The organism is Pararhodonellum marinum (genome assembly GCF_015354735.1).
Classification (GTDB): Bacteria; Bacteroidota; Bacteroidia; order Cytophagales; family Cyclobacteriaceae; genus Pararhodonellum; species Pararhodonellum marinum.
On the sequence record NZ_JACEFJ010000001.1, the window covers coordinates 224,119 to 238,074 of the forward strand.

The window sequence follows — 13,956 nt, forward strand, 5'->3', positions numbered from 1 at the left end:
TCGCTTTTTATATTACCACCCCAGTTTTCTTGTCAAAACCAATTTTCCTTATCTTTGTGCCCTATGAGTAAAAAAGAATTCAAAAGATATACCGTTACCTCTGCCTTGCCCTATGCCAATGGACCTGTTCACATTGGCCACTTGGCTGGGTGTTACATTCCCTCAGATATTTATGTACGTTACTTAAGATCCCAAAATAAGGATGTGATTTACATTTGTGGTTCTGACGAACATGGGGTGGCCATTACCATAAAAGCACAAAAAGAAGGGGTGAGTCCCCAGGAAATCGTGGATCGGTATCATGAAATGATGAAGGCAAGTTTCGAGGAATTTGGAATCAGTTTTGATCATTATTCCAGGACCTCAGCCCCGATTCACCATGAGACGGCGGGAGGATTTTTTAAGAACCTTTATGACAAAGGTGAATTTATTGAGCAGGACACCGAGCAGTATTATGATGAAGAGGCACAGCAGTTTCTAGCCGATAGGTACATAGAGGGAACTTGTCCGAAATGTGGCTATGAACATGCTTATGGAGATCAGTGCGAGCGCTGTGGAACCAGCTTAAGTCCCACTGACTTGATCAATCCAAAATCCAAGTTAAGTGGAAATTCACCGGTACTCAAAACCACCAAGCATTGGTTTTTGGATCTGGCGAGTTATACGGAATTCCTGAAAAAATGGATTTTGGAAGACCATAAAGACGATTGGAAAAACAATGTTTTAGGTCAATGTAGAAGTTGGCTGGAGGCGGGCGATGGCCTTCAAGCCAGGTCCATGACCCGTGACATGGAGTGGGGGGTGCCTGTCCCTATACCGGGAGCAGAAGGAAAAGTGTTGTATGTTTGGTTTGATGCCCCTATCGGTTACATTTCTTCTACCAAGGAATGGGCTGCCGAAAAAGGGATTGACTGGGAGCCTTATTGGAAAGATAAGGATACCAAGCTTGTTCATTTCATTGGCAAAGACAACATTGTTTTCCATTGCATCATCTTTCCTGCCATTCTCAAAACGCATGGAGAATATGTTTTGCCGGACAATGTCCCTGCCAATGAATTTTTAAATTTGGAAGGGGACAAAATTTCAACTTCAAGAAATTGGGCAGTTTGGCTGCATGAATACTTGGAGGAATTTCCGGGAAAACAGGATGTCCTGAGATACGTCTTGACAGCAAATGCACCTGAAACAAAGGACAATGATTTTACTTGGAAAGATTTCCAATCCCATAACAATTCCGAATTGGTGGCCATCTATGGAAACTTTGTCAATAGGGCCATGGTATTGACCCACAAATTTTTTCATGGAGTAGTGCCTCCCCTTGGAGATTGTTACCAAGTGGATGTAGACGTGATGGAAAGCTTGAAAACATTTCCCGAAAAAATCGAGGCTTCCATTGAGAAATTTAGAATTCGGGAGGCTTTGGCATTGGTAATTGAAATGGCAAGGCTTGGAAACAAATACCTTGCGGATACCGAACCATGGAAAACGATCAAGACTGATCAGGCAAGAACAGGTACCATATTGAATATAGCCCTGAACATTGCAGCTAACCTGGCCATCGTTTCAGAACCGTTTCTCCCATTTACTTCACAGCGTTTGTTTGATATGCTCCACCTTGACCAATTGAAATGGGGTGAAGCTGGAAAAGCTGATTTGATCCAAGCAGGTCACAGTATAAATGAAGCAAGTCTGCTTTTTGAAAAAATCGAAGATGAAGTGGTCGCCGCACAGGTAAATAAACTGCTGGAAACCAAAAAAAACAATGAGGCCAACAATACACCGGTCATGCCAATGAAGGAACTCATCAGCTATGACGATTTTGCAAAGTTGGATATGAGGGTAGTAAAAGTCTTAACAGCTGAGAAACTTCCCAAATCAAAGAAACTGCTTAAGTTGATGGTAGAAACGGGGTTGGGGAAGAAAACGGTTCTGAGTGGAATTGCAGAACATTTCGAACCTCAAGAGCTCATAGGCAAAGAAGTGGTGATGTTAATCAATTTGGCTCCCAGAAAAATGATGGGGATTGATTCGGAAGGAATGATCTTGATGGCAGAGGACAAAGATGGGTCTTTCAGGTTATTAGAACCTCATTTGGCCACTTCAACTGGGGCTGTGATAAGCTAATCCCAAAATCTTTCACTTTAAAGAAAACCTGCTTTCTGATCTTAATTCTGGAAAGCAGGGATTTCTATAACTTTTTCAGTCAATGTTAGTTCGTTAGGTATGAACCTGTTTTTTCGTCTACTTTTACTTTCCATTTTCCTTCAAGGTACTCCCAATATAAATACCTTGGAGGACATGAGGTGGGAAAAAAGAATTGTTTTGTACTTCGATCCAGATAAGCGGATACATCCAGATTTTCTCGAAGAAAATGTACTGAAAGGCATAGAGGAAAGAGACATTGCCTATTTTATTTTTTCAGACCAACTTTATTCAAATGTCTCTCATCAGTTTACCAAAGACTATCAAGACGAGATAAAGATAAAGTTTGGAAAAGAGAACAGATTAAAATGGGTGTTGATTGGAAAAGATGGCGGCGTCAAGCTTTCAAAGGATCAATTGATTGATTTTGATTTGATTTTCAAGACCATAGACCAAATGCCGATGCGAATTCAAGAGATGAAAGACGGGAAGGGGATCGAAAAAAAGTGAAAAAATACCAAGAATTGGGTATTTTTTTGAACGCAACTTATGTCTAATTTTAAACATAAAATAAATGAGTCCCTATGAAATTCTTTTATCTCAGTACCTTGAAAAATCCTGATGGTTTTTACGAAATTCACGAACGTGAATGTGACTTGATTCCTGACATGCTTGAGCGTGAATACCTTGGTCCTTTCAATAACCATAAAGAAGCACTAACAAGAGCACTAACCAAAAAAGCCAACGTAAGGCCTTGCCTGTCCTGCTGCAAAAAACAGGTATATACTTTGCTCAAGGTATCTTGAAATAAATCAGTTTCCTGCTTCTTTGCTGTAATCTGTTGGAATTAGACTTCCAGCTTGGTCATTGACTAGCGTTTCCATGTTGGGAATGATGTCTGTATTTTGAGAAGCCACTACCAACCAGTTTCCTGTAATTTTTTGTTTCCTTACTACAAATGTGAATATGTTTTTTCTCACCCCTGGCTTTGGAACTTCTTTGGTGGAGGTTTGCCCTTCTAATTTCATCCTTGCATGAACGATGGCAAGGTCTTCATTCAAAATCGTGAGTTTGGTTCTGATCAATTGAAGACTGGATAGTTTAAATATCTTTTCGAAGCCATATTGATGGGCTTTTTGAATGGAAGCCCTATCATGCCACCAGAGTCCTGTCACATTGATAAACTCGGCATTTTCTTCGAATAATTCCGCCAGTGATTTGGCATTTTTAGCATTCCATGCCGCTACAAATAATTGAGGTATTTCCTGAGGATTTTTGGCTGTTGAATTATCCATAATGTGAGTTTGCATGTCGGATTAAAATTGACCTGACTTCTGTCAGTCAACCAATTTACCGAATTGAACCCTCTCCTGGAAATGAACTATCAAAAAACTGAAAAAGGCCTTGGCTGATCCTAAAAGCCAAGACCTTTGATAAAAAATGGTATTAAAAAATCACCTTCATAACCTACTGGGTCCTTACTCGCAATCATGCTTTCAAAAATCGGTAAGTTGTTAGGTTTCGATTAAACTGGGTCTAAATTCTAACACAATGAAGGTATGAAAGTATGACTATATTGATCCTGATATAAATCAGCTTTTGGGATGATTTTTGGTGCCATCATACAGAAATTTACTTCTTCCCAAATGAAATGAGGGTTAGAAATCCAGAAAACAGTTTTCACTGGGTTATTTTAATCTTTTGCCAAATCCCCAACTTAAACCAAAATGGACATCGGCTGTTTTGGAACGTGCGATCAAGCCACTCACAGCGGATTGAGATCCAACAAAAAAGCCGGCATACCTAAATCCTATCCCGGCGGTAAAGCCAGAAAAATCACGAAATGCCAAAGGAACATAGGTTTCAAAAGATCCAAAAATTATACTGGGAGTTAGGGCCACCATACTTATGGCTGGCACCTGCAGGTTGTTTTCTCTGTTTTGCAGGAATTTTTGTCCGTAAACACTTAAAAAAACATTTTTGGTTACTTTAAAATCAGCATAAGATGCCAAAACTGTAGGCAGAACAGCATTTACACCTTCCCGATTACTGGTCTGTCTAAAAAATCCACTCTCCATAAAAGCTTCCTCAATGCCTCTTAAGTTTGATTCCAATAGGTCAAGTCGAAATCCTGAATCTTCTGGAATGGTCAACAAGTAAGACCTTTCAATTTGGTTTCTTGTAAAAGTCATTTCTCCCAAATCCCTAAGTGAGAGACCTGAATTGAACCAAACCTTATCGTTGTTCTTCAACTGCCAATTGATTCCTAAATCAAGGCCAAACCCATTTAAATTTCCAATGGATATATTTCTATAATTGACTGTAAGATTTCTGATATCCACCACGTTTTGATTGTAGGAAAAACTTACAAAGCCCTGAGCATCGGTCAATTCAACTTCATTCCTTTCCACGTTCAGGGTGCCACGAAAATTTCCAACGCCAAGATTGGTGAAATTGGCTGGGAAAAGAAGTTTAAAATTGGCACCTATGGATAATTTGGTGGATGGGTTGTTGATCAATTCTCTGCCTAAGACAATTCCGGTCTCCATCCAGGTTGCGCCGTTTACTCTTTGGTTAAAAGGGTTGTTGTATGTTCCACTGAAACTGATCAGGGACAAGTTTTTATCTATGGTATATTCACCCAAGTCAGAATTGATATTGATCAGGGAAGCGCCGGTTTGAATTTGTGAAACCAATCCAAAAGACCACTTGTCTTTTTTGAAACCGACAGATGGGAGCAAAACAGATATTTCAGTATTGCCACTTACAAGCCCACTGGAATTCGTTCTTAGTGTCTCCCAAAGGTTACTTTTTGCACCTAATATTTCCCTGAAAGTCAGTGTATTATTAATGAATATTGAATTGGAGCCAAAAAACTGAACTTCAATTTCCCTCTCTAAATTGTTGAGTTCTGCAGGGTTCATTCTGGCACTGATCAATCCTTTTCTTTGGCTATTTTGAATTCCGATATACGGATGCTGTGCAAAAGCGAACAGTGGCAAAAACAACCACAGAAAAAGGAGTATTATTAGCCTTGGCATGAATGAAGAAACGAGGGGTAATTGGTGATGATAAATCGCCGTAATTTAAACAATTAACCAGTGTTTATATATAGAAGTAGAATAAATTTAGGGGTATCAATCAGCCATAAAGATTCCGCAATCCATTTCAATTAGAAGATTGGATATCAATTACTTTTCTTACCTGAAGGTTTTGAAATAATGTTTTTTTACAAACTTTTCGGCATTGTCGTAACAAAGTTTTCTGACCAATTTTAAGGTGTCCTCTGGTGATTCCAAAAAAGCAAGGAATTGGTTTTCACCGGGGACATGGGATCGGTTTTCATTGATGGTGTCTACGAGATCAATCTCGAACTCACAAAATTCCAGTACAGTGGGGTAGGGAGTCACAGGGTCGATCAATCCTTCGAAGTCTGTCCCGATCATGATGCAATCCCAAATCTCACTTTTTTCCGAAGCAGGTACAGATGTATCCTCATAGATGGTCTTGACGATGTATTTGATGTTGTCCCAAAGGCAACGGATGTTGTTTCGGGAGGCATTTGGGTCTTCCTTTTTGGGAATTCCCATGATTCTTTGGTCAAAGGAAAGTCCAAACAAACCCCTGGTTTTAAAAATTATCCGGACATCTTCCTGACACATGTTGATGTTCCATGCATTGAAGTTTCCACTGACATCGAAGTAACTGTCATTTTCAAGGTCAAAGTTTTGGATGTGATCATCCAAGGAGAATTTTCCAGAGAAACCGCAGTGGCTGGCAATTACAGGAATAACATCGCCATTTTTGTAACACTTTAGGACAATTTCTTCATAAAACTCTTTCCTTGCGAGTGCACTCATGTGTTTGACATCAATGAGAATTCTATAGCCAAGGCTATCATCTCTTTGGTTATCCTGATTCAATGACAGAAATCTTCTTATCACCTTCCAACCATTTTCATTGAAGCCATCATTTTTACCATTATCCTGGTTGAGCAACCATTTCCCGATGTCAGGGATGCTGTGGGCATGACCGCAAAGGAAATTATTAAAGTGGTGGGCAAAAGTGATGAAAAAGATAGGAAAGGGCCAATCTTTTTTGATAAAGTCTACCCGTTTCAAAAATTTCTCTATCGGTAGTGATGCTTGATCAGTACCTAATGCATGGGCTCCTTCTATAGTCATGACCATGGTTATTTCTTCCTTTTCCAAAGAGGTTTCCAGTTCTCGGAGGTTTTTTGGGATGCGGTATATGCCTGTTGCATTCAGAGACAAGGGACGAAGTCTCCGCCGGTTGCTTCTACTTTCCACAGCCCGCCTCAGAAAACCAGGTGTATAAATCTGGTTAGAAACTTCTACTCCATTAGTTTTATCCAAAAACTCTACCTCCTCTTGAATCGCTTCCCAATAGTCATAATCCAAATCCTGAAATTTTTTGACTAGCCTATCCGGAATGCGCATATAGACCATCTGTAGGATGGTTCTCAATGGAAGCCTATGGTGCGTCACTTTTCTTATCACCTCTCTCAAGAACATACTTTTTCCATCCGATGGACTTTCAGGACTAACGAAAAAGCCTTTCTCAATGGGATATAGGCTATTAAACGTGAGCCTGACCCCTCCGTTCCAAGCCTTGACCAGGTCACACTGACTGTAGGCAGCGGCCATCCCTGCCTTGGATTGGCTTCTAAGGTTGGATGAGATCACTGTCCAAGCATTATCCAAATTGTTCCTTCGGAAATGGGGTTCCCTTCCCTGAGACCAAAAATAGGCCCGCATGTGGTTGTGGCAATGAAGGTCCGCATATTTCATGGTAGATTGAATTAGAAAGTGAAAACAGAAACCTGGCCGTTCAATACTTCTTTGATATCCCTGACCACAGCAGGAGAATTATAATAATACCAATGATTGACTACATTCTGTACGACAGTGGGATTGTCTGCAATGTCGCTGACATCTGCCTGATAGACATCATCCGGAATTCCGATTGAATTTTTGGCACCCCATCTGCCTAATCGGTTAAAGGCATTTTTAGTCATTTCTGAAAAACCCAATGCCTGGTCTTTGTTGTGATAATATACGTGAATCCTTTCCCCAAAATCGATCAGTCTGTATAGCGGTTTGGGCCTTTCCAATGCATCATAATCGACATCGGCCCCCACCAAAATGATTTCTCCAAAGAGAGAGTTGATTTCTACTTGGATATCGGCGAGACCTTTTAGCATGGCCTCCAATACCCGATTGCCCATGCTGTGGCAAAGCAAGTGAATTTTTTGCTCACACATGATTTGCTTTTCTTTGACTAACTTTTGTCGAAAGAAGTCTTTAAGACTCGCATAGGACCGGGCCATAGCATAACCGGATTGGACTGCATCATAGGCATCAGATCTGTACCGCAGGACTTTTCTCCTTGCAGGCCAGGTAAAAAGTACCAAATGGCAAATTGGGGAATCCTCCGGTTCAACATACTTTTTATGCAATTCGCCCAAAGTCCATAAGGAAGTTTCCAAATCGGACCGATAGCCATGAACGAATACTAAAATATCCTCTCTTTCTTTGGCTTTCAATCCTTCTGCATACAATTCCCCAAAAACCTTTGTGGAACCAAGGGCCTGTTTATCAGTTAACTTCCCGTCTTCTTTTAGTTTTTCTAAGGTCTCATCATCCGGGTCTGCATAGATGTTGATTTTAAAGTCAGAAAGTCTTTTGGTTTTTTTGGGATCGAAAGTAACCGTACCATACCGGAGATTTAGATTTGCTTCTTCATCTCCATCTATTTTGATATATTCATTTTCGTTTACTTTGACATAACCTTTGCCACCTTTTTGGCTGATGTTTCGGTTGGTAATGATATGATGTGTGACCATTTTTTTTGGGGAAAATGTAAAAATGAGTTGACTTAAATCTCAAAGACATGACTTTTTCGGCTTGATCAAGTACCCTTACCACACAGGTAATGCAAAAGTGGGTCAAAAAGAAATGGAAGAAAATAAGACCCGAGTAAGGATTAAATATCGTGAAAAAAAGCGTGAGAATCAATTATTTTGAAAAGGTTTAATACATAGGGCAAAGAGATCACCAAGTTATTGATATTGGAAAAATCGATGGTAGCAATTGCCAAAGGCTTTGAATTTTTTCTTAATTCGGTCATTTAAAGGATAGGAAAAAACTTCTATGAACTATGCCACCATCTGGTTAAACAAACAGTTAAAATTCCAAATTTAATTTTCTATTATCTGTTGGGAAAAAAGGTTAACCACATAGGACACAGAGACCACATAGCCTTTGATTACGAAAATAGGCTTTTCCGCCGCTTAATTACCTTTTTTCTTCAGTTTCAAAACGGTGATTTCTGGCCAGATGCCCACTCTACCGGAAAATGCATGAAACCCAAACCCACGGTTGACATACAAATAGCGACCTGCCTCATGGGCTAGGCCAGCCCAATTGGGATACCGATATTGGACAGGACTCCAGCGAAAAACTGGGGTTTCAATCCCAAATTGCATGCCGTGGGTATGGCCAGAAAGGGTCAGGTGGATCTTGGAGGGGTGTTTTTTTACTTCCACCTCCCAATGGGATGGGTCATGGGATAGCAATATTTTAAATCCTTCCTTAGGCACACCGAACAGCGCCTTCTCCAAATCTCCTTTGGACTGAAATCCCACGCCCCAATTTTCCACTCCAAGTAGATGGATCTTTTGACCGTTTTTTTCCAATGTGGTACTTTCATCCAAAAGCAACTTGTACCCTAACCTTTGGTGTTGCGCTTTCAATTCTTGGAAATTTTTTTCCTTTGCTGCTTTATTTGGCCAGGAAACATAATCTCCGTAATCGTGGTTTCCCAAAATGGAAAACTGACCAAAGGGTGCCTTTATTTTGTCAAACATGGATAACAGGGGACCAATCTCATCGGCCTTATGGTTGACAAGGTCTCCAGTGAATACATAGAGATCCGACTGCTGCTGAATGGCCAGGTCTATGCCTTTCTGTACTTCTGAAAGGTTTCTGAAACTCCCTGAGTGGATATCGGAAATCTGGGTGATGGTAAATCCATCGAAGGCTTCAGGAAGGTCCTCGAAATAAAGCGTTTCTCTTAGGACTTTAAAATTGTATTTCCCTCGGACGATGCCGTATATGAACCCAAAAAAGGGAATGGCAGCAACTCCAATGGCCAATTGGCTGATGAATTTCCTTCGATCTGGCATATACCGGTTTTGGGAATTCTCGTTTCCAGTTACCAGGTTAAAGGTCGCCGAAAGTGTTCTGAAAATATCCTCACCCAACAAAAACAGAATGACCGTCACCTGGGTTACCGTAAGGGTAAGCAAAGCATTGAGCGCAAACTGGGATTCCACTGATATTTTGCCTTCATTCCTGATCCTGAAGATCGTCCACAAAACCCAACCCGTGATACCGCACATCAGCAACCAATATCCTAGGATCGTCATATTTTTGGGAACCGCTGGCCAGGCTTCTGTGATTGTTTTGAGGGCTTGGAAGGTGTAGTAATGGAGGAAAAAAGAAAAGAGTAGAAATATGGCGATAAAGAAAAGCAGACCCAGTGAATTCATTTAGTTGCTGTTAAGAGTTATATCAACGGATTCGGTCCCTATTGGGTACCTTTAGCCAATAAAATGAAGGTTTCCTTCATTTACCGGAATAGCAAAAAAAAAGTTCTATAAATGTGATTATTTGTGCTGGATCCTTAGCTGAAAAACAAAGAATCCCACTGCTTCGATCACAGGATTTCAATAAAGACTTCAGTATGTAAATCTGAGGTAGCCTTGCCACCGAAGCTGCCTCTTACAGGCAAGGTATGTGAGGGTATGGCACTGGAGGCCAAGGGAATATAATGGTGATCCACCAAGAGGCCCAAACTGGGGTCTATGCCGACCCACCCTGGGCCGGGTAAGTACACATCTACCCAAGCGTGCAGGTCATGCCCTTCGGCCAGTTCTGGATTAAATGCATAGCCACTCACAAATCTGGTGGCTAAACCAATAGAACGTAACATTTGTGCAAGCATCCATGACAGATCCCTACACGATCCCTGCTTACGCTCAAAGGTATGTTCCGGAGTCCAAAGGTTTTCCTCATACCGGATGGTATGGTCATAGTGCTGGTGAATAGAAGCTACCACCTCGACCAAAAAAGAAATTGGATTTCCGCTTTTCTTTTTGATGTTTTCGATAAAAGCACATAATTCCTGTTTTATATCGTAAGTCAGGTAGGGCTGTAACAACTTGAGGTCATCTGGACCATATCGGTCTTTTTTGGCACTAGGGTCTGAAAAAGCTTTAACAAAATCCAAATTCAGGATAAAAGAAAAAGGGTTAAAGGGCTCAATCAACAGCACCATGTCCGTTCTGATCTCTAATTGGGTTGTTTCACCCTTAAACCAAGTAAGGTGAAATGGATTGTTTTCAATACTGAACCGTATTTGGCAATCCTCAGGTTCAGGAGCGATGTCCAGTTCATAAGCCTCGATTTTCAAGGACAAACCCGCTGTAGGCTGTAAGAAGATCAGGTGGGGATTGAGAACAACAGGGTGACTGTAGGTATATCTTGTAAGGTGAGCAATTTTGAGGCGTATCATTCTTTTATTTCCAAACTTAACTGCGGATCTTTCTCCTGAAAGGCTTTGTTCAGCACCGCGGCTGGTAAATCATGTATGGCAGTCTTAAGTCTGGAATTCCAGAATTCAGAGATGTGTTCCAGTTCTTTTTGGCTAAATCTGGTTTCAATCATGTGATAGGAGTCGTTTTTCATTACCACCACATCAATAGGGAAATCGACATCATTAGCAGAAATGCGTGTGGCATCAAAAGCCAAAAAGGCACTTTTAATGGCGAAATCAAGGCTTTCATCGAATTTCAGTGACCGTCTAAGGACAGGATTGCCAAAGCCTGTGTTTCCAATGATCACAAAGGGAGTTCCCTCTCTGACCTCTATCCAGTTGCCTTGGGGATAAAGCAAATAGATTTTGGGTTCATCATCTTCCTCCAACTGCCCTCCAATGATGGAGTGAAGGTTATAGGATAAACCGGCCTTTTCCAGGTATTCCTGATCTTCATTGGCCACCCTTTTGACCTGAGCCCCAAACTCATTGACTGCTTTATATAATTTATCAAAGGTATGATCTTGTTTCTCAATGACTTCGGTAAAGTAGGTAATCGCTTTATCCCGGACAGATCTGAGTCCTGAAGTCATGATGAAAAAGGAGTGCTTTTCCTTATTGACAATATATACTTTTTTGGCAGTTGTGGTTTCATTTCCCGTTACTATTCTCGTATCCGACAAGCCTACGATGCCGGATTTAGTTTTGATTCCTAAACAAAATGTCATCCCTGATAATTAATTTGATGCTCAAAATTATCCTTTATTTGGAAAAAATTGGTGTCTATATGATTAGAAATCTGATTTAATTTGAATTGGAGATCATCTAAGTATTCATGCAGGCCTGATTTGATCACATCTTCCACGTCATCATATTCCAACCTTGACCTCAATTCACCCATTGCCTTTTCTGCGCTGTTGCTGAAACCCTGCCCATTGGACCCCGAAATCTTAAACAGGCACTCTTCTGCTGCTTTCAAACAATAGAAAACCGACCGGGGAAAATACTTGTTCAACACCAAAAATTCCACTACGCTGGAAGGGTCAATGTTGCCATAAAGCCTTCTGTAAGTATTGAAGGCAGTGACAGATTTCAGAAGGGCCATCCAGTGAAGAAAATCCAGTGGTGACCCGACTTCCTGAGGAGAAGGCAGAAGAATGTGGTATTTGACATCCAACATCCTGCTGGTTTTGTCGGCTCGTTCCAGAAACTGGCCCAACTGTCTAAAATACCAACCTTCTGTCCTGGCAACTGTACTATCGGCCAAACCATAAAGAAGGAGTATAGCGCTTTTTACCCTTTCGAAAAACGCCCTAGGATCTTCTTTTTTCCATATTTTTTTATCCTTCCCTTCTTTTACAAACAGATAGGTTTCGTTGAGCTTTTCCCACGTTTCTTTGCTTAGATTTTCCCTGATAATTCTGGCATTTTCTCTGGCATTAGTCACGGAAGAAAGCACGGAATTTGGATTGTCTTCATCGAAGGCCAGAAAATAGATGACATTTTTCCGGTCAAAATCCAGACCGTATTTATTGACAAAAACCGGATAATCCCCTGTGGCCTGTATCAACGGTTCCCACTGTTCTTTCAAATCTTGTGGGAGATCTAGCATCAGGTTAAAATTGACATCTATAAATCGGGCATAGTTTTCAGCTCTCTCGGAATACCTACCTAGCCAATATATGGAATTTGCGACTCTACTTAGCATGTTGTTTGATTTGATTAATACAAAACCCAGGTGTCTTTGCTGCCCCCGCCTTGGGAACTGTTGACCACCAAAGAACCTTTCTTTAGGGCGACCCTGGTCAAAGCACCAGGAATCACTTCAATGTCTTCACCATACAAAATATAGGGGCGAAGATCCACATGCCTGCCTTCTATCGCATTATCGGTAATGGTGGGCACGGTGGAAAGTGACAGGGTAGGCTGTGCAATGTAATTGTCAGGATTGGACTTGACGAGTTGTCTGAATTTGGTATGTTCTTCTTTATCAGCTTTCGGACCAATAAGCATACCGTATCCACCAGCAGCATTGGTTTCTTTGACCACCAAATGCTCAATATTTTCCAATACATACTTCCTGTCATCCTCTTCCCTGCACAAATAGGTAGGGACATTAGATAGTATAGGCTCCTCGTCCATGTAATATTTGATGATCCTGGGCACATAGGCATAGACTGCTTTGTCATCTGCCACACCTGTTCCGGGTGCATTGGCTATGGCAATGTTGCCGGCCTTGTAGGCTTCCAAAATACCTGGGACCCCTAACATGGAATTGGGATTAAATGCCATTGGATCCATAAAAGTATCATCGATCCTTCTGTAAAGCACATCTATCTTTTCAAGCCCTTTGGTAGTTTGCATGTAAACCTTCTTATTCTTGACCATCAGATCCATGCCGATGACCAATTCTACACCCATTTGCTGAGCCAGATAAGAATGTTCAAAATAAGCTGAGTTGTAGACTCCTGGGGTAAGCACTCCGATAACCGGTTTTGATTTGTCAGACAGAAACTGCAACATGTTGAGCAGTTTGGTTGGATAATCCGATACAGGTCTTACTCCAAGCGTATTGAATAAATCTGGATGCGCTCTTTTGATGATTTCCCGGCTTTCCAGCATATAAGAAACCCCAGAAGGACAGCGCAGATTATCCTCAAGCACATAATATTCCCCGTCTTTGTCCTTGACCAAATCAGTTCCGGTAATGTGGCACCAAATGTTTTTGGGTGGAGTCAGACCTATGCAGGGTTTTAGGTAATCCTTGCTTTTAAGGATCAGATCAGATGGTATGACCTTGTCTTTGAGAATTTTTCCTTCATTGTAAATGTCTTGAAGAAATAGATTTAAGGCATAGATGCGTTGCTTCAAACCTGCCTCTACTTTTTGCCATTCATCTGATGGAATGATTCTGGGAATAATGTCCAGGTGTAGTATTTTTTCTACTCCTTGCTTATCATGATAAACATTGAAAGTCATGCCCATGGCCATTTGGGTTTTATTGGCCGAAAATTGAAGTTGAGCCAGCTTTCTTTTGGGAACCTTATTTAAAAATGCCTGGAATTTTTCATAGTGGGGCCTGCAGCTGCCATCGGCTGAATACATTTCATCATAGTTACCCTCAATATTATAATTGGTAATTTGCATAGGGGGATTCTTCAATTTATTGTTTAAAAACTAACCTCTTTAAATTAG

At 41.0% G+C, this 13,956-nt stretch carries 12 protein-coding genes; 3 read left to right on the top strand and 9 right to left on the bottom strand.

Annotated features, from left to right (window positions below; translation table 11 throughout):
• The first annotated feature begins 63 nt into the window (after nt 1–63).
• The 3 genes from metG to H1A14_RS01005 all read left to right on the top strand — a co-directional run bounded on the left by metG (nt 64) and on the right by H1A14_RS01005 (nt 2,948).
• Nucleotides 64–2,124 (top strand): methionine--tRNA ligase, encoded by a 2,061-nt coding sequence (gene metG / locus H1A14_RS00995; protein ID WP_194774336.1) that lies wholly within the window; start codon nt 64–66, stop codon nt 2,122–2,124.
• A gap of 99 nt (nt 2,125–2,223) precedes the next feature.
• Nucleotides 2,224–2,652, top strand: coding sequence for a DUF4174 domain-containing protein (locus tag H1A14_RS01000; RefSeq protein ID WP_194774337.1), 429 nt, complete (start codon nt 2,224–2,226; stop codon nt 2,650–2,652).
• Nucleotides 2,653–2,726: 74 nt separating this feature from the next.
• Entirely contained in the window at nt 2,727–2,948 is a 222-nt protein-coding gene (locus tag H1A14_RS01005; RefSeq protein WP_194774338.1) for a hypothetical protein, read from the top strand.
• Between the two features lie 6 nt (nt 2,949–2,954).
• On the opposite strand, the gene H1A14_RS01010 is transcribed toward H1A14_RS01005, so the two are convergent.
• The 9 genes from H1A14_RS01010 to H1A14_RS01050 form a co-directional block, all read right to left on the bottom strand.
• A complete protein-coding gene (locus tag H1A14_RS01010) occupies nt 2,955–3,437 on the bottom strand; it encodes a YybH family protein (RefSeq protein WP_194774339.1) in 483 nt (160 codons plus the stop codon).
• Between the two features lie 393 nt (nt 3,438–3,830).
• The gene (locus H1A14_RS01015; RefSeq protein ID WP_194774340.1) at nt 3,831–5,183 is read right to left on the bottom strand and encodes a hypothetical protein; all 1,353 of its coding nucleotides are present in this window, start codon (nt 5,181–5,183) and stop codon (nt 3,831–3,833) included.
• Nucleotides 5,184–5,342: 159 nt separating this feature from the next.
• Nucleotides 5,343–6,953, bottom strand: coding sequence for an amidohydrolase family protein (locus H1A14_RS01020; RefSeq protein WP_194774341.1), 1,611 nt, complete (start codon nt 6,951–6,953; stop codon nt 5,343–5,345).
• A gap of 11 nt (nt 6,954–6,964) precedes the next feature.
• Complete coding sequence (locus tag H1A14_RS01025; protein ID WP_194774342.1) at nt 6,965–8,008, bottom strand: alpha/beta hydrolase; 1,044 nt, start codon at nt 8,006–8,008, stop codon at nt 6,965–6,967.
• A 447-nt stretch (nt 8,009–8,455) separates the two neighbouring features.
• A complete protein-coding gene (locus H1A14_RS01030; protein WP_194774343.1) occupies nt 8,456–9,715 on the bottom strand; it encodes a metallophosphoesterase in 1,260 nt (419 codons plus the stop codon).
• 167 nt (nt 9,716–9,882) lie between these two features.
• Nucleotides 9,883–10,740 carry a transglutaminase family protein gene (locus H1A14_RS01035; protein ID WP_228527485.1) on the bottom strand — a complete coding sequence of 286 codons (858 nt, stop codon included), beginning with the start codon at nt 10,738–10,740 and terminating at the stop codon, nt 9,883–9,885.
• A complete protein-coding gene (locus H1A14_RS01040; protein WP_194774344.1) occupies nt 10,737–11,489 on the bottom strand; it encodes a peptidase in 753 nt (250 codons plus the stop codon). The genes H1A14_RS01035 and H1A14_RS01040 overlap by 4 nt, the downstream gene beginning before the upstream one ends.
• Complete coding sequence (locus H1A14_RS01045; protein ID WP_194774345.1) at nt 11,486–12,469, bottom strand: alpha-E domain-containing protein; 984 nt, start codon at nt 12,467–12,469, stop codon at nt 11,486–11,488. Before H1A14_RS01045 ends, H1A14_RS01040 begins: the two co-directional genes overlap by 4 nt.
• Nucleotides 12,470–12,483: 14 nt before the next feature.
• On the bottom strand, nt 12,484–13,908 hold the full coding sequence (locus H1A14_RS01050; RefSeq protein ID WP_194774346.1) for a circularly permuted type 2 ATP-grasp protein: 1,425 nt from the start codon (nt 13,906–13,908) through the stop codon (nt 12,484–12,486).
• Nucleotides 13,909–13,956 lie beyond the last annotated feature (48 nt).